Here is a 22,553-nt window from a genome sequence, read left to right as displayed (position 1 = left end):
ATACGTGATCAATGACTTGAATATTTACGATTTATAGTTTGAATCCAGCTATGTTGCAATGCCTCGCACTCTCTCATCGCATGCCGAGGCTCTACCGTGACCACCCTTCTTCACATCGAATGTTCACCGCGCAAACAACGCTCCGCCTCCCTGGAAGTCGCCCGCAACTTCATCGAGCGCCATCAGCAACACAACCCGCACACCCAAGTCGAAACGCTGGATCTGTGGGGCCTGCAACTTCCGGAGTTCGATGAAGAGGCAATGAACGCCAAATACGCCGGCCTCAGCGGCAAGCCACGGACACCGGCTCAGCAATCGGCCTGGGAAGAACTTGAAAAACTCGCCGCACACCTGCACCGCGCTGACATGCTTGTGATGTCGGTGCCGCTGTGGAATTACAGCATCCCCTACAAACTCAAGCACTACATCGACCTGGTGTCGCAGAAAGACATCCTCTTCAGCTTCGATCCCGAGCGTGGCCCGCAAGGTTTGCTGCGAGGCAAAACCGCCGTGGTCGCCTATGCGCGCGGCCTGGATTTCTCCGCGCAATCCACCACGCCCGCCGAGCGTTTCGACTTTCAGAAACCGTACATTGAAGCGTGGCTCGAATTTATCGGTATCACTGATGTACACGCGCTGATCGTCGAGAAGACGATTCTCGGTGAAGAAATGGATCGCGATTCGCGCCTTGTCGCCTCGCAACAGGCACGGGATCTGGCCGACCGACTCACTCGCTGAACGTCATCGGGATGACACCCGGGAAAGGCATTCACTACACTGAGCCACCCTTCCCTGCATAAGCCCGATCACAATGACAACACTAAAAAGCACGATGATCTTCTGCGGCCTACTGACACTCGGCACCAGCGTCCAAGCCAAGGAAGCCACTTCGCACCTCGACACCATCCAGCAACAAGGCCAACTGCGCGTCTGCACCACCGGCGACTACAAGCCCTACACCTTCAGACGCACCGACGGTGATTTCGAGGGCATAGACATCAGCATGGCGCGTTCGCTGGCCGACAGCCTCGGGGTCAAGGTCGAATGGGTGCAGACCACCTGGAAAACCCTGATGCCAGACATGCAGGCCGGCAAATGTGACATCGGCATGGGCGGCATTTCGGTGACGCTGGAGCGGCAGAAAAAGGCCTTCTTCAGCAACACCCTCGACGTCGACGGCAAGATCCCGCTGGTGCGCTGCGCCGATCAATCCAGGTACCAGACTGTCGAGCAGATCAACCAGCCCAACGTGCGCCTGGTTGAACCGGCCGGCGGCACCAACGAAGCCTTCGTCCACGCCTTCCTGCCAAAAGCGCAACTGGCCCTGCACGACAACGTGACCATCTTCCAGCAACTGCTCGACAACAAGGCCGACGTGATGATCACCGACGCCTCGGAAGCGCTGTATCAGCAGAAGTTGAAACCGGGGTTGTGCGCGGTCAATCCGCAGCAGTTCATGCAGTACGGGGAAAAGGCCTACCTGTTGCCGCGTGATGACATCAGCTGGAAGCTGTACGTTGATCAGTGGTTGCACTTGAGCAAAGTAACCGGCAAATATCAGAAGGTCATTGGCGAGTGGCTGGCGGTTCCGCAGTAAGCATGCGGGATTGGCACTAACTGTGGAGAGAGTGGATTAATCACCTCTCCATCTGCCCAAAATTCACACTTTCAGTACCCGAGGTGCCCCATGCATGTCGACTGGCTCAACTTCACTCCGTGGTCATCCCTTGCCGGTGGCGCACTGATTGGCCTGGCGGCCAGCCTGTTGGTTGTCGGCAATGGTCGAATCGCCGGAATAAGCGGCCTGATCGGCAGTCTGCTGCAACGCAGCCGTGAAGGAGCAAGTGAGAAAGCACTGTTTCTCCTAGGCCTGCTCGTCGCGCCAGTACTTTGGGGATTGTTCACCACGTTGCCGCGCATCGAATTCCAAAGTGGCTGGTTGGGGCTGATCGTCGCCGGGCTGCTGGTCGGCATTGGCACACGATACGGTTCAGGTTGCACGAGTGGTCATGGGGTTTGCGGCATATCGCGCCTTTCACCGCGATCAATGGCTGCCACTGCTTGTTTCATGTTCAGTGGGTTCATGACGGTGTTTGTCCTGCGCCATCTGCTGGGAGCATGAACATGATCAAGCTGAACGCTTTCATTGCCGGCCTGCTTTTCGGCCTGGGTCTGCTTCTGGCGGGCATGGCCAACCCGGAAAAAGTACTGGCATTTCTGGATTTGGCCGGTGCTTGGGATCCCTCTCTGGCATTGGTCATGGTGGGGGCAATTGCTGTCGCCATCGGCCCCTTGACCTGGGCCCGTCGGCAATCCCGATCCCTGCTGGGAAACCCCATGCAGTTACCCGTCAAACGTGAACTCGACCGACGATTGATTGGCGGCAGTCTGCTGTTCGGCGTTGGCTGGGGAATTGCCGGTATCTGCCCCGGACCGGCAGTGACCATCCTGCTGACAGGCCATTGGCAAGTGATCGTGTTCGTCCTGGCGATGTTGGCGGGCATGTTGCTGTTTAGCGTACTGGAAGCCCGACGCAACGCCTGACTCTCGATCAATCGCATAGCCAGTTGTCGTGCAACATGCCAAAGCTGTACTGATTGAGACTGCTGCCGATACTGCACCGCATGCCACAACATGCAACTTCCCTGATCGACAGCGCCGGTTCAGAATCGCTCACCCGCCAGACAAGGACATCCCCATGCAATTCCTCCCCCTCACCGACGCCAGCGCCGCCATCCAGGCCCATGTCCGCACCCTGCGCAATCAGGAAGACGTGCGCAAATTCATGTACACCTCCCACGAAATCACCGAACAGGAACATGCCAACTGGCTGGCCTCTTTGCAGGGCAATCCACGCCAGCAAGTGTTTGTGGTGATCAAGGATGGGCAGGCAGTTGGTGTTGTTTCGCTGAATGCGATTAACCAACTGCACAAGACGGCGGATTGGGCGTTTTATCTGGACGTCGGGTTGCAGGGTAAGGGCTTGGGCAGCGTGGTCGAGTTCTGGATGCTTGATTACGCATTTGATGTGGCGGGGTTGGAGAAGCTGAATTGCGAAGTGCTGGCGATGAACTCGGCGGTGGTGAAGATGCATCAGAAGTTTGGGTTTGAGATTGAAGGTGTGAGGCGGCAGAACGTGGCGAAGGATGGGGTTCGGATTGACGTCGTTCTGTTGGGGATTACCAAGGAAGAATGGCTCAGCAAACGTCCGGCACTGGCCCCCGTAATCGAGCGGCTCAGTGCGAGCTGAGAGAGGTCATCTCTTCAGCCACGCACCCGTGGGTATCTGCGCCAGCGATTTGAAAGCAGGTTTGGCGAACCAATAACCCTGCATCAGATAAATGCCGCAATCGGCGAGAAAGTCTCTTTCCTGGGCATCTTCTATGCCCTCGGCGATTACCTCCACGCCCAACTCTCTGCACATGTTCACGACGTTACGCACAATGGTCTGGCGTACACGGTCGAGGTGAATATCGCGGACCAGCGCCATATCCAGCTTGATCAAATCCGGCTGAAAATCTGCCAACAGGTTAAGACCGGAATAGCCTGCGCCAAAGTCATCGATCGCTGTCTTGAAACCAAACTCGCGGTACTCACGCAAGATATTCGTCAGGTGGCTGTTCTTTTCAACGTACTCGCCCTCAACCGCTTCGAAGATCAAGCGATCCAGCGGAAACCCGTGAGCGCGCGCTGCTTCAAGTGTGCTGCGAATGCACAGTTCCGGACGGTAAACGGCATTCGGCAAAAAGTTGATCGACAGGTACTCGGTCATCCCTAACTGAGCCGCCGTGGAAATCGCCCGAACTCGACACAGTTGATCGAATCGATAACGGTTTTGATCGTCCACCTGCTCCAGGACTGACAAGGCGCCCTCACCATTCACGCCGCGAACCAAGGCTTCATGAGCAAAAGTCGTTTGATCGCGCAGATCCACAATGGGCTGGAACGCGAAGGCGAAATTCATATCCGGCGCGCCTTTGTTTTTACAGCCCTGGCAGCCTCCGGGCGAGGCGGATGATTTTGAAAAGTCGGTCATGACACCCTCTGATAACGGGTTGTAACCCTCCATGGTGATAAATAAACAGCTGCTCGGGTTATGTGTTGACCAGCCATAACTGCAGCCCAACGGCGCCTGAATATTTTAAAGGTGCCGTGGGCTCATCGTTCACCGAATCAGGTGCGGAAATGCGCGGTCATTCGCTGCAAGTCCTGCCCCAGCGACGCCAGCTCAATCGTCGCGGCCGCACTCTCTTCGCTGGCGACCGCCGACTGGTCGGCCACATCACGCACGCTGACGATGCTGCGATTGATCTCGTCGGCCACGGCACTTTGCTGCTCGGCCGCGGCCGAGATCTGCAAGCTCATTTCCTGGATCGTGCCGATGGACTGATTGATCTCGGTAATCGCCAACTCGGCTTTCTGCGCCAATTCCACCGTATCGAGAGTGCGCTCGCGGCTGGAAGCCATCAGCGCAGAAGCCGCTTGCGTGCCCTGTTGCAGGGTGACGATCAGCGCTTCGATTTCCTTGGTCGAGTCCTGTGTCCGCTGGGCCAACGAACGCACTTCGTCTGCCACCACGGCGAAACCACGACCCTGCTCCCCCGCTCGCGCCGCTTCGATAGCGGCGTTCAACGCAAGCAAATTGGTCTGCTCCGCAACGGCTTTGATCACATCGATCACTTTGCCGATCTGCTCACTGTCCTGAGACAGCACATTCATCGCACCGCCCAACTCTTCAATGGCCACCGCGAGCTCACTGATCTGCGCCGTCGCCTGCTTCACTACCGTGCTGCCGTGACGCGCCTGTTGATCGGCCAAGGTCGCAGCAGCGGACGCATCAGTCGTGTTACGCGCAACTTCCTGCACGGTCGAGGCCATTTCATGCATCGCCGTGGCGACTTGATCCACTTCACTTTTCTGCTGACGCACACCCGCGCTGGTCTGCTCGCTCATGGCCGAGAGTTTTTCCGCAGAAGTGGAAATATGCGTGACGCCATTGCCGATACCTTGAACCAGCGTGTTCAGGTTCTGCGCCATGTCCTGCATCGCATTTTGCAGATCGCCCAACTCATCTTTACGGTTTGATTTGGCCTGTACCGTCAGATCGCCTTTGGCAATACGCCGAGCCAGATCAACCGTCAGCGCCAGCGGCGAAGTGATCTGGCGCGAGATGACTACCGAAGCAAACAGTCCGATCACCAGCGCCAACACGGTCAACACCGCCATCTGAACAAAGGCCGAGCGCTGATCTTCCCGCGCCAGGCGCTGCTGGGTGTCCATCAGGCCAGTCATGATCTTGTCCATCGCCTTGCTTTCCTGGTCGACCTGCTCGCGCATGTTCTGCTTCTGCTCAAACAGCCCGGCCACTTCCACCAATACTTCGCGATAACGACGGATGCCCGCGTGCGCTTCTTCCAGTTGACTCGACAGGGTCGCCGGCAGGCTGGAACGCGCTTTGGTGATATCGCTCAGGAACGTGTCGATGGTGTCCATCAGCACTTTTTTGTTCGCGTCGTTGGGCACCGCAATGTAACGACGCAACATCAGGCGAAAAGTGGTCATGCCGTAGCGCAAATCGGCCACCGTGCGCAGCTCCCGCACGCGTTCGCCATCGGCGGACGCCAAGGCACCGCTCGTAGTGCTTTCAAGCATGTCGCCAAAGGTCTGCGCGTACTTGTCCGACAGCGCACCCAACGGTTTCAGGGCATCCGTCGTCGACTTATCGGCATCGATCAGGCGCTTTACCTTCTGGTCATAGGTAACAATCGTGGCTTGCAACGCCTTCAAGGCTTGCTGGTTTTCAGCACGCGTCAACGTTTCCAGCGCCTTGCTCACAAGGCCCTGCAAGACATTCAGCTGCGCGTGATAAGAGTCGGCGAAAGCGGCGTCAGCGGCGGCTTCGTACTGTTTCTCGGACAGACGCATATCTTGCGTAGCGTCATTCAACGTGCCAATCAGACGCGTCGTACTCAAGCGATCAACCAGCACGCTGTTGCTGTTATAGCCAATGAAGGCAACCGCCAAAACAGCCAGCAACAGAATGCCAAAACCGGTTCCCAGCTTGCGGGAAACTTTGATGTCACCCAGGAAATTCGATGCTACTGCCATATTCAGCCTCAAACGCCCTGACGCGAAACGCCGGGCACAAAAAATAGATCTTTGGCAACCGCGGTCACCGTCCAGACATTCGGGGGGTCGTCATCCAAGGCGTGCTACGGGACGCTCCAGCTGTCCCGGAAATGCAAAATTCGATGCTGTTGATGCGTCAAAGAGAAATCCGACGCGAGCATCGGCAGACAAACCATCACGTGGCAAACAGGGCCTCTGCACGCATGATTTATCGATTCAGCAAAGTATCTGGAAGGGATGCTATAAACTTTAGGAAAACTTGTACAACTTTTTATTTTTGTACAGGAAGTGAACTTTCAGCTCGGCATGATGACGCATTGCCATCACGAATTGTGGCACATCGCTACTGGCGCAAAAAAACGCCGAAAATGCCAATTCAGAACCCCGCCCCTCTGCAGCAACGGCGTGCCGCATGCCGCAGAGGGACACGGGTTTACGGCTTGATTTCAACCTTATCCAATGCCTGATTCACCGCCAACTCGGCCAACATCACCACCTGCGCAATGCCTAGCGCAGATTTGCGGCGCGAGTTATCCAGCGTCGCGGCAAAGTTGTTGAGCATCTCGGAGGCAGAACCCAGGGTTTCGCAGGCATTGGCCAACAGGGATTCCATGTCGTACTTCGGATTGGCGAGGTACATGCGCTCGGGCTCGTCGGTGCTGGCCATGATTTGGCTGGCGGGAAGGAGGTAGTGATCGAGCGCACGCTCGGCGGCTTCGTGGAGTTTTTTGGAATTGGGGGATTCGTAGGGGGATGCGGGATCGGTTTCTGGCGGGTTGGGTGTTGGTTTGAACATGGTGTAACTCCTGACGGATTAACGAAAAGGAGCCATCACTCTCGCTACCAAACGAAGGGTGGAGGCCATACGCAGGTTGGTAGACCGGTCGTCAGGAACCCCGGCGCATCCGAAGACGCCCCGCGCATGACCACCATAAAACGAAGACGAGAAACGCCCTCGCAAGACAGTAGTCCTGTGCTTCTGACGGAGACGGGCTACCAAACCCGATCACTGGTTTTCAGTGACGTAGGGACGATAGAACCTGCGGGCTAGAGGCACAAGCCGGCGGATTCTGTCTTACGTGTAGGGGGTGGCGCAAGGTGGTGTAGGGCTCGGGTTGTGCCAGCGTGATTCATTTAAACAAGCGCAAGCATTGCTGTTTAAATTGACGAAAAATGACGCGTGCATTGTCGCCCGTCACTGACGAAAGCAAGTCTGATACAGTCGGCAGCGGTTAATTCGATGACAGGGAGTCAAACATGGCAAAGCCAGCCGCGCGTATCACATTGAAACCCCAGCCCCTCATGTACGACCAAGAGTCAAAGTCGCTGACGGCCTTTTCGCGATGAAAACGACCAACGCTAATTTGAATCGCACAATGACTGCAAAAGATCGATATGACATCTACTGGGCATTGTCCGATACGTTCGTCGACAATGAGGTGGACTACAAATCTATCGCCCGACGGACCGAAGATTACGACCCGCTAGAAATAAAACGGATGCTCTACGAGGAAGTCGCACCTGTCTGCTACACGAATTTTGACTGCGTGATTCCAATCATCTGGTCTTTGTTTGACCCAGAACAATTAAATTCTGACATCGCGCAAATGTTGGAAGCCCGAGCAAGTAGTCGCTTTCGACGTCAGAGAGACAAACTGTTAATCCGTTGGCTTGAGTTCCGATACAAATACATTTGGAGAGAGATCTCCGCGTACTATCGGAAATGAGTTGTTTTAGGCACGATCTGGTGCAGACCACGATACTCGGCCGACCAGCGTCGGCGTGTCACCACCAAGCATGGCCACATCGATCAAAGTGCGTAAGGCTCTGCCCACCCCATTCCTGATAAACTCCCCCACCTTCACCCCTCTGATCCAGATTCCCCCAATGCCTCTACAACCCGCCCCACTCTCCCGCCGCTTCTCCGTCGCCCCGATGATGGATCGGACTGATACTTCTTTTACCTCCCGCAAATAAAGGCCCGAACGCCTAGCCTCCAACCCGCGTACCAGTTGCGTACCAGCTCTGTTCTTCTCCCTCCTTTTCCCATCCCCTCTGCCGACTGCGTTAGCAAATTTTAAGCAGCGGCTCTCGGCTCCAATCCTGGCACTGTCTGTCGTCGGCTCAGGCGTGTTTCGTGAGAATTAAACCGCGCGCATGGAAGGCCGGCGAATCGCCCCGTCTGTGCTTTACTCCGTTTTCAGGTTGACCCCTGGGAAAAAGGTAATTTTGGTAATTTTCTTTTTTACACTCATAAAAAATCAATAGAATCAGTAGGTTAGGTGGATTTAGCAAAGGTAATAATAGGGTAATAGGAAGGTTAGAAAATTACCCTTAGTCGTAGTAATTTCACCCACCTACGAAACCCTTTAAAATCAGGCATTTGGTGAAATATTACCTCCGGCCTTACCAAATATTACCTTCAAAGGTAATACCTCAAAGCCACGGTCTATAAGGGCTGCAGCCAGCTTTTCGCACCGGCTTACCAAAATTACCTTTTCCCCAGCCTCGAACCGAAATCCCCCCTCAGGTGTCCTGCTATGCTTCCTGCTTTCCGAACGGAGTCAGATGCATGGCCAGCGAATATTCCCTTTCCGTCGTCCTCGAAAAAATGTACGAAAATCAGCTAGGCCTTGAAGCTGCGATGATGGAGTTGGTGCTATTAGTCGAGCAGCAGGGATACGAGGCTGTTGGGGAGAATGCCCGGGCGGCTCTGGAGCGAATTGGTGAAAATGCAGGATTTATTAAACAACGTTTGGCGCGCCTGAGAGCTATTGACTGACTAGCCGTCTCATCATGATGACGTGTCGGCGTAGGGCGACGGTTGCGGCGTTAATGAAATAGACATGACCAATGTCTAAAAATTTGGGTGCAGCAGCAATTCTTTCGAATGGAGTTTGTAACTATGGCAAATAATTCCTCCGAGGCGAAGTTAGAAATCCTGCACCGCATTATTCCGCATATGCTTGGCTCTATCGAAGCGCTTCAGGTCGCGCTTCACCTTCATGCAACTTGGCGCGATCCCCAGCCAATGAAGATAATTTTCAACGACAAACTCATTGTCGATGGAAATTCGTACGCTTTCATCAATCCAGTGATTGAGGCAGGGATTATCCAATGCAGAACACTTTTAGTGTTTCTTGGCCTTAGCATGAATAAAGTGGGAAAGTTAGATAAACGCCCTCCACCTAGGAAAGACGACGTGGGCGTCGAATGCTTTTCGAATGCGGCCGGCCCACTAACTACGATCTCACCCGCCCAAGCCTTGTCTCAATACAACGGTAATGAAGTAGAGGTAGAGGCCGCTCTTCTCTCAGTTTTCCGCATTGCAAATAAGGGACTCGCCCACTTGACATCATCGTTTATGCCCTCACCTGAGGAGTCAATGCTTCTTGACATCGCATGCCGCCACATACGCTCATTAATTATCGATTTTTTGTATGCACCACTAGGACTAACTGCACCCGCCCCCCAAGTTACTAGTCGCCCTAATGAGTAAAGCAATCCAACTTACTTTAGATCACCAGCGCAGGAGCGACAACTTGCTAAACCGCATTATTAATTTCACATTACGACAATGCATAAGATTTTACTTTTACTTGATCTTTTCGCTAGGTTCTATGCTGTTTTTTTCCACAATGTACCACTACATAATACTTAACGAAATTCTTGAACTAGCAAAATTATGCTTCCCAATACTAGCAATATTATTTGGATTTGCTGCATTACTCTACAACAGATCTAGAGCAATCCAGCCTGGCCCCAGCCAGCGCCGCTCTTTGTATGCGGCAGAAAGAGCTCTCCAAGCAACAATATTATTTTTATTAGGAGTAGCTACCGGAACAATTATTGCCACCATAACCTCGGAGCTAAAAATAGATATGACGTACACATCAGGCTCTTCTTTTTTGCTACTAACTTATCTTATACCAATAATGCTTGTACTCTACTCGTTCTGCTCATTCTTCTTTGCGGTAAGAGCAATTTCACACGGTCTCGTACGATATGTAGGCACTCGACAACTACTTCGAAAAATTCGATAACCTCGTAATATTTTCTTAGGGGAGCTAGATCGCAACGACGTATCGACGAGTTAATAACCTACCAACTTAACCCACCAACAATCATTGGCATAATCCAGTATTCACGCGAAACCACGGGGCATTTAGGCTTATTTTCCGTATATATCCTCCGCTGATGTGGACACAATGTGGAGACTCGACACTGCTGACGCTTGCCCTCCCGATGATGAATTCGGCCTATCGTTCCTTACGCCCCACTAAAATCAAATCCATCTGAGAAATTTTGGAGGCTAGGTATTCGTTTTGTAACACCCCCCACACCGCCGCGTAGCCATTGCAAAGCCGTACATTGCTGATCTACAACCTATTCGAATGGCGATTGGCCATATAGACTCAGCAGCTAGTGGACGCAAAGCGGCTCTTATTAGGATCTCTGAGGATAGCGATTAATGGATACGAACGTAACCGAATGGACTCTGGACGGCGTACTCGACGAGATGGAGCGGATCCATGGCTCTATGAAAGACCGCCAATTCGCTTTCATTCTCGGTGCGGGCGCGTCCTTCACTTCTGGCATTCCAACTGGTCAACATTTAGCTCAACGATGGCTAAAGGATTTACACCTACGCGAATGTGGCGATGGTCGCTCCTTAAATGAATGGCTTCCTGACTGCGGAGTGGGTGGTGGCGCCCTGACCTTGCAGAACGCCGCTGAGCATTACCCCCAAATCTTCGAGCGTAGATTTGAAGGCGATCGGGAGGCGGGATATGCGGAGCTCGAAGCAGCCATGGAGGGAAAATCACCGAGTTTAGGCTATTCATTGTTAGCCGAAGTGATACAACATACTCGCCATAAAGTCGTTGTGACTACCAACTTCGACAATTTGGTGGCCGATGCATTGGCAATGCACGCCCATCAATCTCCTCTTGTCGTAGCCCATGAATCGTTAGCTGGTTTTGTCCGCCCGCAACTGCGCCGTCCTCTGGTAGCGAAGATTCATCGAGATCTTTATCTGCACCCTATCAACGATCCAGCCGGCGTTTCGACGATGGAACAAGGTTGGAAGATCGCCTTGAAAAAGCTGTTTCAGTACTTTACTCCTGTAGTGGTTGGGTACGGCGGCAATGATGGTAGCCTTATGAATATGCTTATGGGCTTAGATCGGGGTGACATAGCCGGACGCATGATTTGGTGCTACCGGGAGGGATCTCCACCGCCAGAAAAGGCACTAAGCGTTTTAGAAAAACATAAGGGTGTGCTAGTCAAAATACCAGGATTTGATCAGTTTATGCTTCAGTTAGCAGCCAAACTGGTATCTGATTTTGACGTTGCAGCAATCGCTGAGCGAACGGCGAAACTGGGTCAAGAACGAGCAGTTAGATATCGCGATCAAGCTGAAAAACTAAGTGAGTCCTCTGTTGGCGGATCTCTAGTGGAGCAACGTACTGGGGCAATCCTGACTCAATCTGTACGTTCAGGACAGAGTTGGTGGGCATGGGATATTCAGGCTCGAGCGGAGCCTGATCTTGAAAAGCGAAAGAGTATTTATTTAGAAGGTATAAAGCAGTTCCCAAACAGCCCCGAAATTATCGGAAACTATGCATTATTTCTAAACAAGAAATTATTCGACTTCAACGAAGCAGAAAAGATGTATAACACAGCTCTCGCGATTGACTCCACCAACATACCAGCACTGGGAAACTATGCAGACTTCCTTGCTCAGATGCGTGGTGATTTAGACACCGCAGAGGAGCTTTACAAAAAAGCGTTCGAACTTGACCCCACAAATATTACTTATACAGAAGCATATGCAAGCTTTTTAGCCACAGAGCGCAAGGACTTAGACCAAGCAGAGTCGATTTATAAAAAGGCATTGGAAATCGACCCGAGAAACGCTAGTCTTATTGGTGATTTTGCGGGCTTCCTGTATGAACATCGAGAAGATCTTGATGCTGCTGAGGCAGCATATAAAAGAGCCCTAGAACTTGACCCTAGCAACGCAGAAAATGCTGCTAGCTACGCTAACTTTTTGGCGATTCATCGTAATACACCTGACGTAGCAGAGGCACTGTTCATTAAAGCCAGAGATCTTGACCAAAGTAGTGCATGGAACACCTGCACGTACGCGAATTTTTTGAACAAAATTCGTAAGAACTATGATGCTGCCGAGACAATGTTCTTACGAGCTTTGGAGCTTTCGCCGCAAAGCGGCTGGGTTGCTGGCAGCTACGCCGAGTTTCTAGCAGATAGTAAACATGATCATGATGGCGCTGAAGAAATGTATAAAAGAGCACTCGCACATGATCCGAAAAGTGTGTGGGCTTGCGGCATCTACGCTAGATTTTTAGAAACCCATCGAAAGGACTATGAGGCCGCTGAGGCCGCGTACGAAAAAGCTATAGCACTTTCTCCAAGCAACATATGGATTCTCGGGAATTTTGCATCTTTTCTAGAGCGTCACCGTAAGAATTACAAACTGACTGAAGACATGTATAAAAGAGCTCTGACTGCTGAACCTAGCAGCGAGTGGATAAAAGCCGAATATGAAGCATTCCTTGAAAGACTAGATAAACAATCTGAAAGTGTATAAATAACTACCTGGACTGCTCGAACCTACCTCGTACCAGTAGATCCACACCGCCCTTACTACTCGTTATCAGTTTCACAAGCTGATAACGAGAGTTCGATTCCCTTCAGCCGCTCCACTATTTCCAAGGCCTCCAGCGGTGCATGTACATGCCTACAATTAGTTGGCGGCCGTATTGGGGCCACTTCTCAGATCCGCCTCAAAGTTCTCCATCAGGCGAAGATGATTGATGAGGATCAATTGCATTTGTTGCAGGGGGAAATGCTTGTTGCATTCAATGACCGCGCGTCTTTGCTTCAGCTGAGCACCTGAAAAGGTAGTGTACCGGGCCGCCGAATCTGACTGATATATGGGCGGGACCTCTTCGTCGATCACGTCCAGCTTTATGAAATCCATCCAACCACCAACAGACCTCATTAGCCAAGGCTGAGGCCGCAGATCGGCACGACTAGGGGCAGCGTGTTTCGCGTACCTGATGCGTCGTGTGAGATTTTGAAAACACATCGAAATCCATGCTTTTAAAGTTTTCACCCAATGAAACCGGGGGGCTCAGCATTCCCCCGTCCATGACCTCTCGTTGTGCCTCAGTGAAACCGCACTGCATTTCCTTTCAAAAATTTTCACTTTGTGAAATTGCCGATTCCATGCTGCGCCTCACGGCCCGCCTGGGCTAGATGATCCTTTGCACTACATCTGGACTTGCAAAAAAATCGGGCGTAAAGCCCGTCGGCGGGAGGGGGATAAGTGCTTTTTCAGGAAGTTTTTTTAGGATGACAGAATTTCGGCCGACCACCGATGATGGCGATCCGCCCCCAACTGCATCAGAATTCAGGTAAATCTGCGATACGCCTTGGAAACTGAACGATCTACGTAAGGACGCGAAATGCAAACACAGCTAATGTCAGTCGCCTTTCACGGTGACACTATTCAGCCATATGTAGCAATGCGACCGATCGTTGGGAACGTGGGACTCGGTTGGTCAACACAGCGAATTAAAATAGCAGAGCGGTTTGACTCAACCGTGTCGGAAATCGAAACGGTTGCTGAGGATGGCAGGATCAGGGATCAGGGATCTTGATCTGTTTACCACTTCGCAAGCTTCCCGCATGGCTTTACCACATTAGAGGGGCCAATAGACGCAAACCTAGCTTCGAAAAACTGCTACCCCGCTAGAAGATAGCCCGCAAATTAAATCTTTTGCGCAACCAATTAAGGAGCGTAACATGGAAGTACTGATAAACGAACTTAAGAGTTACAACTTCTCGACTACAGAGGAAGCCGATAAATTCCTTAAAGACGAAAGACACAAGTGGAGCTGGCTAACAGAACTTCCAACACACTTGGTGAAAGCAGCAAAAGAAATTCAAACATTACTTTTAGACAAGCCTTTATTTCGCGCACTTGACTCCTTAAAAGCAGGCGCCACGAAAACCATTAAACTTGGCTCAAGCGCAGAGCCATTCATCACCACCGACAGCGAAGAAAACAAGTTCATAAACAACATAATTTCAAACTACGATCATATAACTGGCTTCTTCGGAATAATCTACTCTAACGAGCACATTCGTAAGTTCGCATACGAAAATCCGACAGTTTCCGACTCACTTCGGATGTCACGATTCGAATACGAAAGAGTCACCGCAATGAACCTCAGCCTCAGCTTAGGAAATTACGATAACTTCATAGCAACAAGCCAGCGATCACTATTTCAAGAAGTCCTGAAAGAACAGCGAATAGACCAAGCAGAATTTCGCACCACATTCAAAGAAATGACCGATGATTACAGACAAAACATAAACGACCAATATAGCGCAGCACAAAACAACATTCGATCAACTCAAAATGCCTTAGATCGCCGTATTCAAGCCCTAAAAAGACTGTCACTTCGGGGAACTCGACATATTAAAGTTGCTGCTAAAGATGCCAACGACAAACATATCGAGGCGTTAAATAGATTACAAGCTGCCAACACAGCTTACACCGAACAACTAGAACTTAAATACTCAGTAAGCTATTGGAATAAACGTAAAACAGCCCACCAACTTGGAAAATATGGCTGGCTAACTGGCGTGCTGGCTAGCCTAATTACAATGCTATGCGCAGTAAGCCTATATTTCGCTAATGGTGGCTTAACTACAATATCTGAAAACTTGAGCACTCGCCTCCCGTCATATTTCATCGTTACCCAAGAACAAGAAAAACAAATCGAGACCCCGAAAAACAGCATCCACACGTTGCTTGCGAGATCGGAAATAGCCAGTGCTGCCACTAACATTACCGGCGCGATCCTGCTCATTACTATTTTCTCAATATTGATCCGAATCACCTTGCGACAATTCAGCATACACACTCAATATGCATTAGAGGCAGGTGAGCGAGTGACCTTTATCAAAACATACCTAGCACTAATGCAAGAAAAACAAATTAAGTCCGACGAAGATAGAAAACTCATTCTTGAGTGTATATTTAAATCAACACTGGCAGCACCTACTCCTGAAATAGCCTTCTCATTACCGATCGACGCTATTATGAAAGTACTGGGAGACAAAAAACAGACGACATAGCCAAACGTAACGCTAAGTTACTGCAAAATCGAGCCAGACACGTACAGGCCTTGCAGCAACTTAGCCTTGCCTTAGTAAAAACCACATCCCATCACAACACAAAGAGCGAACTTGAACTTACATAGCAAGTCTTACAAAGTAACATCTTTAATAGCGATTGAAAGCTTAGCTGCATAGAGCGAGTTATTGGTAAACGTTGAGGACGTAGTAGAAATTGGGCCCGAGCCATGGACATGAGATGATATCTGGATATTCATTTCATACAGTAAATCTAAAACATCGCAAACTACCTGAAATATATTCACATTTCCCGAGCCGATCCAATTCTTCGGCGCTTGCAGGTGTTGTCCCTTGCTGGCGATACTTTGCCGCAAACCCTCGATCCTCTCCTGCATGTCACCGCCTACCGTGGCGTTGTGCTTCTGCCCTACTACTAGGTTCAGATCCCGACCGGTCGCCTGGTGCAGATCGTCCACTGCCGCCAAACTCGCGGATCCCCCCGACAGCAGCTTGAGCGACCCCAGCGCCTCGATCGTCTTCACACCGCCTCCCGACTCGGTCGAGTGGTCATCGATTGTTTGCGTGTGGCTCTGGAAATGCTCGCGGTTGTCCAAGGCATGCACCTCGCGCTCGATCGCCTGGTCACGGATCTTGCCATCGGTCTGCCGTAGCCAATTGCCGTCGGCGTCGACGCGTTGCTGGGCGGCTTCGCTGTGCTGCCACACCTGATCCCCCTTCGGCACCTTGGGCATACTCAACCCGTGCGGCAAGATCGATTGAATGTAGGGCTTGTTCGGTAGACCGTAGGCGAAGCACACCACGACCCGCGTGCCCTCCTCCGGAAAGGCATGAATGCCCATTTCCTCGCCACCGGTGGGCAGCGGTAACGGAACACCAGTGAGCGGCGGCATGGCCGGGTCTGGTTCATCGTCGGCGCCGAGTATTTCGATGTCCACAGCGTAGCGCGGACGGAAGTCGTCGCACAGTCCTGCGTCCGCCGGCGCGTCGGCCACGGCGACCACCCGGGCAAATCGCGGAAGGTGATAACCACCGGTGAGTTCGGGGAATTGGCGCTCTACAGCGCGGCGGATTGCGTCTTCCATCGGATGGCCATCTGGTCATTGGAGAGCGTCACCGTGGTGATGCGCTCGCCGTTATTGATCGTTGCACCTGGTCGCAACCCGGGAAGGGCCGCGACCATCGCGCTTTGGTTGCCCTGGTAGCTGTCAAACAGCTCCGTTGGGATTTGCAACGGCGCACGGGCGCCGAAAAAACTGTCGGCCCAACTGCCGGCGAACACTTCACCGTTGCCCAGCTGGTGCCAGGTGAAGTCGGGAATGCTGAACACTCGGGCAAAACTGTCCATAGCCTGGTAACCGGCAGCGAGGCTGTAGAAATACGGCGCCTTCACGCTGGCATAAGGCCGATCGGGAACACGAAAGCGCAGCCCGGTCTGTTCGCTGACCTGAGCCAGCACGGCGCGCAGATCCACATGACGTAGGTTCAACGGCAACGGGTTGGCAAGTACGGCGGCCAGCTCACGGCAAAACAGCACCTGTTCGACCGCGTTGGCGGCCGTGCAGCGCTCGACGTAGCCGATGAAGTGCCGTTGCAGCGTGCCCTCGTTGTAGCCGATATCCAGCGTCACCAGCCCTTTCAACGGCACAGGGGATTGAACTGTGAAGTTCGCCCGGCCGGGGCTGATAGCGTCCAGCCTGACGTCCTCCTTGATGAGAGCGATCGGGGCGCCGTCGATGGAAAGTATCTTGTGCAGTTTCACGTCTGCTCACTCCCAAGCCACTTATCCACACGTCCCAGCACTTTTTCGAAGCCGCTCAGCGCGGGGTTGTCGTTGGCTGCGTCCCCGGCGGCGCCTTCGCCGACCGTACTGCCCGGGGCGCCCTGAGCATCTACCTTGTTGCCGGCGCGCCGGCCTTCGACTTTCTCCGGGTTCGATTCACGTTCGCTCAGCGTGAACTGCACAAGCCAAGCTTTCAGGGTGTCCGCTTCCCGGGCACTGACGCCGTCGGAAAACTCCACCTGACGCACGCCGAAAGCTTCGGCCGTGTCGTTCACAATCCGATATAGATGCAACTGACCGCCGCCGGCGGTGGCTTCAGCCATGCGCAACAGATCCGTCAGCTGGGTTTTATCCACAAAGGGAATCATCAACGAGACAGCCAGCGTCTTAGGCTTAAAGCCTTTGTGAGCCTTGTCGGTGTTGCTGGTCTGGCCGGACATATCGCCGCTTTCGATTCGCAGGTTGGCCGTGACCTTGAGGTTCTTCCCCTGGACTTTTTGCCCGTCGAGTAGCAGCGTCATAGGCCCACCAGCTCCCGCACAAAGCTCAGACCCTCTTTGCTGCCGACCAACAAAACTCCGGCGCACTGAATCCATTCGTGGCCCGGGGCATCGCCGGCCAACAGTTCGCGGCGTAATTCGCCGGCAGTGCCTGGGCCGATCATCCGCGCGCGCATGCTGACGTCAGGGTTGCCCCCGGCCAGCAGGTCTTTCAGGTCAGCCAATTGCTTATCTCGCCCCTGCTGCTGGGCGCTCTTGCGAGCTGCCAGCGCTGCCAGATCGGCCAACGGCGAGCTGTCAGCGGCGTAGCCTTCCAGGACGGCTATCTGCCCCGCCATCGACTGTTTGGCAGCTTTGACCACCGTGCAACGCTCCAACGGCAAACCCTGCCAGCGCGGTAGAGTTCCGGCGCCGGGGATCTCCCACTTTTCACTCTCCAGTTTCACCAGGTGATGCGCCCGGCGCTCGGTGCGCACCAGGTCAGGGATCGGCAGCAGTGCATTGAAGCGCGCCAAGCTGCTGGCCAACTGTTCCAGGCGCGTGCCCAGGAACAGGATCGACAACGCGTATTGCGGCCCAGTCGGACGCCCGCTGTCGCTGGCGTCTTCTAGTTTCTTGGCGAGATGTTCCAGCGCGTTGGGCGCGGACAGAAAGCGCTGATAGCCCGCGCCCTGGCCAACGCCGCTTTGAAATGGCGTCACGACCAGGCACGCCGGAACCTGCCCCATCTGCTCGGCCAACGCTGCGCGTCCGGCCGCGATCGCGCCTTTTGCTGCATCACCGACCGGCCCCGGGTTGGTGTTGGCCAGTCCACTCAGGCCAGCCAGGCGCTGGGCGGTGCTGGCCAGTTCACCACCGGCCAGATCCTTGGCCGCTGACAGCCCGGCCACGCTCGGCATCTGATGGCTATCAGAATCGTAGGTACAGCACTGTTTGATTATCGGGTACGGAAAACCGAAGTAGCACGGATCCGTCTTGAATGCCTTACCACTTTCGCCAAGGAGTTGGGCGACATCGACGCGGCAGAGTTCGCTGTTGTCGCTCAACTACTGGCTGGCAGCTCAACAGCCAACCTAACCCCAATTGATCGACCTCACTCACTCGAAGGAATCGCACTATGAAAACGTTGTTTGTACTGATGGCTCAATACAATGGCCAAGTGGTAATTCCGCTGGATCGAGTGTGTCAGGATTATTTCACGCACCTGACAACAGACATGTTCCAACGCAAAGTGGGGGCCGGCCAGATAAAGCTCCCTATCACTCGCATGGAGCCGAGTCAGAAAAGCGCGAAAGGTATTCATATTGCAGACCTGTCGGCTTACCTGGATGAGCAGCGCGCTGCAGCAGTCAAAGAAAGTAACCAACTGAATAGCGCGCCGCGCAGCAGCTAACTCACTTCAACGTTTTGGCGCCCAGCTTTACGGGCGCCTGCAGGATGCGCTCCAACCACTCCCAAGTTGCATAAACATCCCCTCGCCCGCGCAGGTGGGTATAACGGCGCATCGAGTTCCAATCTCGATGTCCCGACACACTCGCCACTCGCGGAATATCCCAGTCCATTTCGAAAAGCCGGCTGACGCCTTCGTGGCGCAGATCGTGAAAGTGCAGATCTGCGATGCCCAGGATTTTGCAGGCCCTTGTCCAGGACGTGGACACGGATTCAGCGCTGTAAGGAAAAATCTCAGGCAACACTTTAGGCATGGTCTGAAGTATCGCCCATGCTTCTGGCGGCAAATGACACCAGACGTCGTTACCGATCTTCTGGCCTGGATTCTTCATGTCACGAACCAGCACCCGCTGGCCAGCTTCGTCCAAGTCATCCCATAGGATCCGAGTGATCTCTTCTTGCCTACGCGTGGAAAACAACGCGAAACCCGTCAGCTTAAGCATGTTGATAGAAGTTGGACGACGGGTTTGGATATCCCGGAAGTGTGTAAGCAGCTTGTCGAGTTCGTCTAGGGTGGGCCGGCGATCGCGTTCGCGGCTTTTCATGTTGTAACCGAGCTTTTTTAATACTCGGCGCGCGTCCACCATTGCATGCGGATCCACCTCATAACCCCAAGCGGGTCGAGCGATCGAGAGAACCGCGCCCAGGTGTGCGAGATCGTTGCCAGCGGTCTGAGGCTGAACGCCCCCACCGTCCTTGCCCATGCGCCATAACGCATACTCGACCAGGTGCTGGCTGCTTATATCTCTGTCGTTCAACTTTCCCAGGTAGCAATCGCTGATCGCCTTCAACGTACCCAGCTTCGTTTTCCCGAGAGGGCGCGCCTTGGTCATCTCAGTTAAGTGGCGATTAATCTTTCCTTGATTGTCGCACCAGGTCGGTTTGCCCGCTCAATCGCACCTGGTTCGTCCAGCTCGGTTTCTCTTTTACGCACCCAAGCCTGTGCGGCCTGTTTTCGGGCGAAGGTCTGACTCTCTTGGTAAACTTGCACCCCATCGCGAAACAGGCGTATCTGTGCCGTGTAACTGGTGCTGCCGTCGGTGCGTTTCCGTGCTCTGATCGTGGCCATAGTCAACTGGTACAATTGGAAAAGTGATTGGTACATTGTACCAACCGACCTCAGAAAACGCCTATTTACCCCCTGAAATCGGCCTAGAACACGTAGAGCAAAATGGTACATAAATCAGCTACATACCCAACAAACACCGGCTCTACGCTGTCTAGAAGGTTCTCCGTTGCGCCCATGATGGATTGGACCGACCGCCATTGCCGTTTCTTCCTACGCCTCCTGTCGAAGAACGCCCTCCTCTACACCGAGATGGTCACCACCGGCGCGCTGCTAAACGGCGATCACGAACGTTTCCTCCGTCACAACGAAGCCGAACACCCGTTGGCCTTGCAGTTGGGCGGTAGCGTGCCACTCGATCTGGCCGCTTGCGCTCGCATGGCGCAGGAGCACGGTTACGACGAGGTGAATCTCAACGTCGGTTGCCCGAGCGATCGCGTGCAGAACAACATGATCGGCGCGTGCCTGATGGGTCATCCGCAGTTGGTGGCGGATTGTGTGAAGGCGATGCGAGATGCGGTGTCGATTCCGGTGACGGTGAAGCATCGGATCGGGATTAATGGGCGGGACAGTTACGAGGAGCTGTGTGATTTCGTCGGGACGGTGCGGGATGCCGGGTGTACCAGTTTTACGGTGCATGCGCGGATTGCGATTCTGGAGGGGTTGTCGCCGAAGGAGAATCGCGACATTCCGCCATTGCGCTATGACGTTGCCGCGCAGCTGAAGTCAGATTTTCCGGAGTTGGAGATTGTGCTGAACGGCGGGATCAAGACGATGGAGGCCTGCCATGAGCATTTGCAGACGTTCGACGGTGTGATGCTGGGGCGTGAGGCTTATCACAATCCGTATCTGCTCGCGGAGGTGGATCAGCAGTTATTCGGCAGTTCGGCACCGGTGATCAGCCGCGCGGAAGCATTGGCGCAGTTGCGACCTTATATAGCCGAGCATTTGCTGGCCGGTGGGTCGATGCATCACATCACGCGGCATGTGCTGGGGCTGGGCACCGGGTTTCCGGGGGCGCGCAAGTTTCGGCAACTGTTGTCGGTGGATATTCACAAGGCCAAGGATCCGTTGGCGTTGCTGGATCAGGCGGCGGAGTTGTTGGCGGGTCGTTGATCGACGCGTTGTATGTGCGGGCAACGAATGAGCGTTGCCCGGAGTGTTGTTGTACTGACAGGATGTCTTTTGTTTATGCCCGCGTTTATTTTTTCTCGCTTGAAGCGTTACTGCCTGCTCGCCTTGTTTAGCTTCACCTCGAATGTTTATGCACATTGCGACGGGTTCTGCATGGGGAGCACCGATACGCCGTGGCAGGCCACGCAATTTTCCGGTTTCTCCATCCTTGTGCTGTTTCTCACACCTTTTTCTGCGACGAATAACACGACCGAAAACTTCAAACGTGTTTACTCCGCCGAGGAGCAGGAAGACGCGCGCTATTACCTCGCCAGCGACGGCATGCTGCAAGCCGCGTATTTCACCTCAGCCTTGCAGCGTTTTCGTCGTGAATCCCCCGACAGCGAATTAAACGATCTCGCCGTCGCCGCGCTGATCAGCAGCCAGTAATCAGCCCGCCGCAGCCGCCGTCCAGTTCACCCAGCCAAACATCCACGTGGCCAGAATCAACAAGCCAAACGCGATCCGATACCAGGCGAACGCCGCATAGCTGTGGTTGGCGATGAACTTGAGCAAGCCGCGCACGGCGATCATGGCGAAGATGAATGCGGTGACGAAGCCCAAGGCGAAGACCGGCAGGTCGCTTTGCTGGAACAGGTCGCGGTATTTGTAGCCTGAGTACACGGCGGCACCGACCATGGTGGGCATGGCCAGGAAAAACGAGAACTCGGTGGCGGCTTTGCGCGACAGACCGAACAGCAGGCCGCCGATGATGGTAGATCCGGAACGCGAGGTGCCGGGAATCATCGCCAGACACTGTACGAAACCCACCTTAAGCGCGTCAGACCAGTGCATGTCATCGACATGCTCGACGCGAATCACGTGGCTGCGCTGTTCGGCCCACAACATCACGATACCGCCGACAACCAAAGCGACGGCGACTGTGATCGGGTTAAACAGGTAGTGATGAATGGCGTCAGCGAAGAGAACACCCAGAACCACGGCCGGCAGAAAGGCGATCAACAGGTTGAGGGTGAATCGTTGCGCATTGCGCTCGGTCGGCAAGCCTTTGACGATTTCGATGATCTTCGGCCGGAATTCCCAGACCACGGCAAGAATGGCACCCAGTTGAATAATGATGTTGAACGCCATGGCGCGTTCACCGCCAAACTCCAGCAAGTCGGCAACGATAATCTGGTGGCCAGTACTGGAGATCGGCAAGAATTCGGTGAGGCCTTCTACTGCACCCAAAATCAACACCTGGAAAAAGGTCCAGAAATCCATTAATCCTCCGTCAGAGCGCTCTTGGTGAGCGACTGGT

The 22,553-nt window shown here is 53.5% G+C and carries 22 protein-coding genes and 2 pseudogenes; 13 read left to right on the top strand and 11 right to left on the bottom strand.

Features of this window, described 5'->3' with window-relative positions; translation table 11 throughout:
• Positions 1 to 96: 96 nt before the first annotated feature.
• The 5 genes from AB4P92_RS25820 to pseH all read left to right on the top strand — a co-directional run bounded on the left by AB4P92_RS25820 (position 97) and on the right by pseH (position 3,250).
• Positions 97 to 738: an FMN-dependent NADH-azoreductase gene (locus AB4P92_RS25820; protein ID WP_042560110.1), complete on the top strand. Its 642-nt coding sequence runs from the start codon at positions 97 to 99 to the stop codon at positions 736 to 738.
• A gap of 73 nt (positions 739 to 811) precedes the next feature.
• Positions 812 to 1,597, top strand: coding sequence for a transporter substrate-binding domain-containing protein (locus tag AB4P92_RS25815; protein ID WP_395598364.1), 786 nt, complete (start codon positions 812 to 814; stop codon positions 1,595 to 1,597).
• Positions 1,598 to 1,687: 90 nt separating this feature from the next.
• Entirely contained in the window at positions 1,688 to 2,122 is a 435-nt protein-coding gene (locus AB4P92_RS25810; RefSeq protein WP_395598363.1) for a YeeE/YedE family protein, read from the top strand.
• A 2-nt stretch (positions 2,123 to 2,124) separates the two neighbouring features.
• Positions 2,125 to 2,544 (top strand): DUF6691 family protein, encoded by a 420-nt coding sequence (locus AB4P92_RS25805; RefSeq protein WP_200616746.1) that lies wholly within the window; start codon positions 2,125 to 2,127, stop codon positions 2,542 to 2,544.
• Positions 2,545 to 2,698: 154 nt separating this feature from the next.
• Positions 2,699 to 3,250, top strand: a complete 552-nt coding sequence (gene pseH, locus AB4P92_RS25800) for a UDP-4-amino-4,6-dideoxy-N-acetyl-beta-L-altrosamine N-acetyltransferase (protein ID WP_395598362.1) — start codon at positions 2,699 to 2,701, stop codon at positions 3,248 to 3,250.
• A 6-nt stretch (positions 3,251 to 3,256) separates the two neighbouring features.
• On the opposite strand, the gene AB4P92_RS25795 is transcribed toward pseH, so the two are convergent.
• The 4 genes and pseudogenes from AB4P92_RS25795 to AB4P92_RS25780 all read right to left on the bottom strand — a co-directional run bounded on the left by AB4P92_RS25795 (position 3,257) and on the right by AB4P92_RS25780 (position 6,925).
• Positions 3,257 to 4,036: an EAL domain-containing protein gene (locus tag AB4P92_RS25795; protein ID WP_042560115.1), complete on the bottom strand. Its 780-nt coding sequence runs from the start codon at positions 4,034 to 4,036 to the stop codon at positions 3,257 to 3,259.
• Positions 4,037 to 4,173: 137 nt separating this feature from the next.
• Positions 4,174 to 4,953 carry a methyl-accepting chemotaxis protein gene (locus tag AB4P92_RS25790; RefSeq protein ID WP_390896376.1) on the bottom strand — a complete coding sequence of 260 codons (780 nt, stop codon included), beginning with the start codon at positions 4,951 to 4,953 and terminating at the stop codon, positions 4,174 to 4,176.
• Positions 4,954 to 5,031: 78 nt separating this feature from the next.
• Positions 5,032 to 6,108, bottom strand: a pseudogene (locus AB4P92_RS25785) (methyl-accepting chemotaxis protein); the annotation flags it as partial.
• A gap of 454 nt (positions 6,109 to 6,562) precedes the next feature.
• Entirely contained in the window at positions 6,563 to 6,925 is a 363-nt protein-coding gene (locus tag AB4P92_RS25780; RefSeq protein ID WP_047300644.1) for a DUF6124 family protein, read from the bottom strand.
• A gap of 1,776 nt (positions 6,926 to 8,701) precedes the next feature.
• Between AB4P92_RS25780 and AB4P92_RS25775 the strand changes: the two genes are divergently transcribed.
• The 3 genes from AB4P92_RS25775 to AB4P92_RS25765 all read left to right on the top strand — a co-directional run bounded on the left by AB4P92_RS25775 (position 8,702) and on the right by AB4P92_RS25765 (position 12,742).
• On the top strand, positions 8,702 to 8,911 hold the full coding sequence (locus AB4P92_RS25775) for a hypothetical protein (RefSeq protein WP_047300642.1): 210 nt from the start codon (positions 8,702 to 8,704) through the stop codon (positions 8,909 to 8,911).
• A gap of 123 nt (positions 8,912 to 9,034) precedes the next feature.
• Entirely contained in the window at positions 9,035 to 9,628 is a 594-nt protein-coding gene (locus tag AB4P92_RS25770; protein WP_047300641.1) for a hypothetical protein, read from the top strand.
• Between the two features lie 972 nt (positions 9,629 to 10,600).
• On the top strand, positions 10,601 to 12,742 hold the full coding sequence (locus AB4P92_RS25765; RefSeq protein ID WP_395598361.1) for a tetratricopeptide repeat protein: 2,142 nt from the start codon (positions 10,601 to 10,603) through the stop codon (positions 12,740 to 12,742).
• Positions 12,743 to 12,898: 156 nt separating this feature from the next.
• On the opposite strand, the gene AB4P92_RS25760 is transcribed toward AB4P92_RS25765, so the two are convergent.
• Complete coding sequence (locus AB4P92_RS25760; protein WP_047302165.1) at positions 12,899 to 13,135, bottom strand: hypothetical protein; 237 nt, start codon at positions 13,133 to 13,135, stop codon at positions 12,899 to 12,901.
• 487 nt (positions 13,136 to 13,622) lie between these two features.
• Between AB4P92_RS25760 and AB4P92_RS25755 the strand changes: the two genes are divergently transcribed.
• Together AB4P92_RS25755 and AB4P92_RS25750 are read left to right on the top strand one after the other, a co-directional pair.
• Positions 13,623 to 13,817 (top strand): phage antirepressor N-terminal domain-containing protein, encoded by a 195-nt coding sequence (locus AB4P92_RS25755; RefSeq protein ID WP_395598360.1) that lies wholly within the window; start codon positions 13,623 to 13,625, stop codon positions 13,815 to 13,817.
• A gap of 145 nt (positions 13,818 to 13,962) precedes the next feature.
• Positions 13,963 to 15,303: a hypothetical protein gene (locus AB4P92_RS25750; RefSeq protein ID WP_047302167.1), complete on the top strand. Its 1,341-nt coding sequence runs from the start codon at positions 13,963 to 13,965 to the stop codon at positions 15,301 to 15,303.
• Positions 15,304 to 15,434: 131 nt separating this feature from the next.
• On the opposite strand, the gene AB4P92_RS25745 is transcribed toward AB4P92_RS25750, so the two are convergent.
• The 4 genes from AB4P92_RS25745 to AB4P92_RS25730 are packed head-to-tail and all read right to left on the bottom strand — an operon-like array spanning position 15,435 to position 18,503.
• Positions 15,435 to 16,406, bottom strand: coding sequence for a hypothetical protein (locus AB4P92_RS25745; protein ID WP_395598359.1), 972 nt, complete (start codon positions 16,404 to 16,406; stop codon positions 15,435 to 15,437).
• Positions 16,379 to 17,083, bottom strand: a complete 705-nt coding sequence (locus AB4P92_RS25740) for a hypothetical protein (RefSeq protein ID WP_047302170.1) — start codon at positions 17,081 to 17,083, stop codon at positions 16,379 to 16,381. Before AB4P92_RS25740 ends, AB4P92_RS25745 begins: the two co-directional genes overlap by 28 nt.
• Complete coding sequence (locus tag AB4P92_RS25735) at positions 17,080 to 17,625, bottom strand: hypothetical protein (RefSeq protein ID WP_047302173.1); 546 nt, start codon at positions 17,623 to 17,625, stop codon at positions 17,080 to 17,082. Before AB4P92_RS25735 ends, AB4P92_RS25740 begins: the two co-directional genes overlap by 4 nt.
• Entirely contained in the window at positions 17,622 to 18,503 is an 882-nt protein-coding gene (locus tag AB4P92_RS25730) for a hypothetical protein (protein WP_047302198.1), read from the bottom strand. Before AB4P92_RS25730 ends, AB4P92_RS25735 begins: the two co-directional genes overlap by 4 nt.
• A gap of 218 nt (positions 18,504 to 18,721) precedes the next feature.
• Between AB4P92_RS25730 and AB4P92_RS25725 the strand changes: the two genes are divergently transcribed.
• Positions 18,722 to 18,997: a pyocin activator PrtN family protein gene (locus AB4P92_RS25725; protein ID WP_064392767.1), complete on the top strand. Its 276-nt coding sequence runs from the start codon at positions 18,722 to 18,724 to the stop codon at positions 18,995 to 18,997.
• 1 nt (position 18,998) lies between these two features.
• On the opposite strand, the pseudogene AB4P92_RS25720 reads toward AB4P92_RS25725, so the two are convergent.
• Positions 18,999 to 20,122 (bottom strand): annotated as a pseudogene (locus tag AB4P92_RS25720) (site-specific integrase).
• 102 nt (positions 20,123 to 20,224) lie between these two features.
• Here AB4P92_RS25720 and dusA point away from each other — a divergent pair.
• Both dusA and AB4P92_RS25710 read left to right on the top strand, forming a co-directional pair.
• Complete coding sequence (gene dusA, locus AB4P92_RS25715) at positions 20,225 to 21,235, top strand: tRNA dihydrouridine(20/20a) synthase DusA (RefSeq protein ID WP_395598358.1); 1,011 nt, start codon at positions 20,225 to 20,227, stop codon at positions 21,233 to 21,235.
• Positions 21,236 to 21,310: 75 nt separating this feature from the next.
• Complete coding sequence (locus tag AB4P92_RS25710) at positions 21,311 to 21,682, top strand: DUF2388 domain-containing protein (protein ID WP_395599704.1); 372 nt, start codon at positions 21,311 to 21,313, stop codon at positions 21,680 to 21,682.
• Here the strand turns inward: AB4P92_RS25710 and AB4P92_RS25705 are convergent, their stop codons facing one another.
• Entirely contained in the window at positions 21,683 to 22,516 is an 834-nt protein-coding gene (locus AB4P92_RS25705; RefSeq protein ID WP_042560121.1) for an undecaprenyl-diphosphate phosphatase, read from the bottom strand.
• Between the last annotated feature and the right edge of the window lie 37 nt (positions 22,517 to 22,553).

Source organism: Pseudomonas sp. A0308 (assembly GCF_044218815.1).
In the GTDB taxonomy this organism is placed as follows: domain Bacteria; phylum Pseudomonadota; class Gammaproteobacteria; order Pseudomonadales; family Pseudomonadaceae; genus Aquipseudomonas; species Aquipseudomonas iridis.
This window is presented reverse-complemented; position numbering and strand designations above follow the sequence as displayed.

What these genes read in the sequence shown, in the direction of transcription:
- AB4P92_RS25815 (WP_395598364.1), top strand. Translation starts at nt 812, where the DNA reads ATGACAACACTAAAAAGCACGATGATCTTCTGCGGCCTACTGACACTC.
- AB4P92_RS25810 (WP_395598363.1), top strand. Translation starts at nt 1,688, where the DNA reads ATGCATGTCGACTGGCTCAACTTCACTCCGTGGTCATCCCTTGCCGGT.
- AB4P92_RS25805 (WP_200616746.1), top strand. Translation starts at nt 2,125, where the DNA reads ATGATCAAGCTGAACGCTTTCATTGCCGGCCTGCTTTTCGGCCTGGGT.
- pseH (WP_395598362.1), top strand. Translation starts at nt 2,699, where the DNA reads ATGCAATTCCTCCCCCTCACCGACGCCAGCGCCGCCATCCAGGCCCAT.
- AB4P92_RS25795 (WP_042560115.1), bottom strand. Translation starts at nt 4,036, where the DNA reads ATGACCGACTTTTCAAAATCATCCGCCTCGCCCGGAGGCTGCCAGGGC.
- AB4P92_RS25790 (WP_390896376.1), bottom strand. Translation starts at nt 4,953, where the DNA reads ATGAGCGAGCAGACCAGCGCGGGTGTGCGTCAGCAGAAAAGTGAAGTG.
- AB4P92_RS25780 (WP_047300644.1), bottom strand. Translation starts at nt 6,925, where the DNA reads ATGTTCAAACCAACACCCAACCCGCCAGAAACCGATCCCGCATCCCCC.
- AB4P92_RS25775 (WP_047300642.1), top strand. Translation starts at nt 8,702, where the DNA reads ATGGCCAGCGAATATTCCCTTTCCGTCGTCCTCGAAAAAATGTACGAA.
- AB4P92_RS25770 (WP_047300641.1), top strand. Translation starts at nt 9,035, where the DNA reads ATGGCAAATAATTCCTCCGAGGCGAAGTTAGAAATCCTGCACCGCATT.
- AB4P92_RS25765 (WP_395598361.1), top strand. Translation starts at nt 10,601, where the DNA reads ATGGATACGAACGTAACCGAATGGACTCTGGACGGCGTACTCGACGAG.
- AB4P92_RS25760 (WP_047302165.1), bottom strand. Translation starts at nt 13,135, where the DNA reads ATGGATTTCATAAAGCTGGACGTGATCGACGAAGAGGTCCCGCCCATA.
- AB4P92_RS25755 (WP_395598360.1), top strand. Translation starts at nt 13,623, where the DNA reads ATGCAAACACAGCTAATGTCAGTCGCCTTTCACGGTGACACTATTCAG.
- AB4P92_RS25750 (WP_047302167.1), top strand. Translation starts at nt 13,963, where the DNA reads ATGGAAGTACTGATAAACGAACTTAAGAGTTACAACTTCTCGACTACA.
- AB4P92_RS25745 (WP_395598359.1), bottom strand. Translation starts at nt 16,406, where the DNA reads ATGGAAGACGCAATCCGCCGCGCTGTAGAGCGCCAATTCCCCGAACTC.
- AB4P92_RS25735 (WP_047302173.1), bottom strand. Translation starts at nt 17,625, where the DNA reads ATGACGCTGCTACTCGACGGGCAAAAAGTCCAGGGGAAGAACCTCAAG.
- AB4P92_RS25730 (WP_047302198.1), bottom strand. Translation starts at nt 18,503, where the DNA reads ATGCCGAGCGTGGCCGGGCTGTCAGCGGCCAAGGATCTGGCCGGTGGT.
- AB4P92_RS25725 (WP_064392767.1), top strand. Translation starts at nt 18,722, where the DNA reads ATGAAAACGTTGTTTGTACTGATGGCTCAATACAATGGCCAAGTGGTA.
- dusA (WP_395598358.1), top strand. Translation starts at nt 20,225, where the DNA reads ATGGTACATAAATCAGCTACATACCCAACAAACACCGGCTCTACGCTG.
- AB4P92_RS25710 (WP_395599704.1), top strand. Translation starts at nt 21,311, where the DNA reads ATGCCCGCGTTTATTTTTTCTCGCTTGAAGCGTTACTGCCTGCTCGCC.
- AB4P92_RS25705 (WP_042560121.1), bottom strand. Translation starts at nt 22,516, where the DNA reads ATGGATTTCTGGACCTTTTTCCAGGTGTTGATTTTGGGTGCAGTAGAA.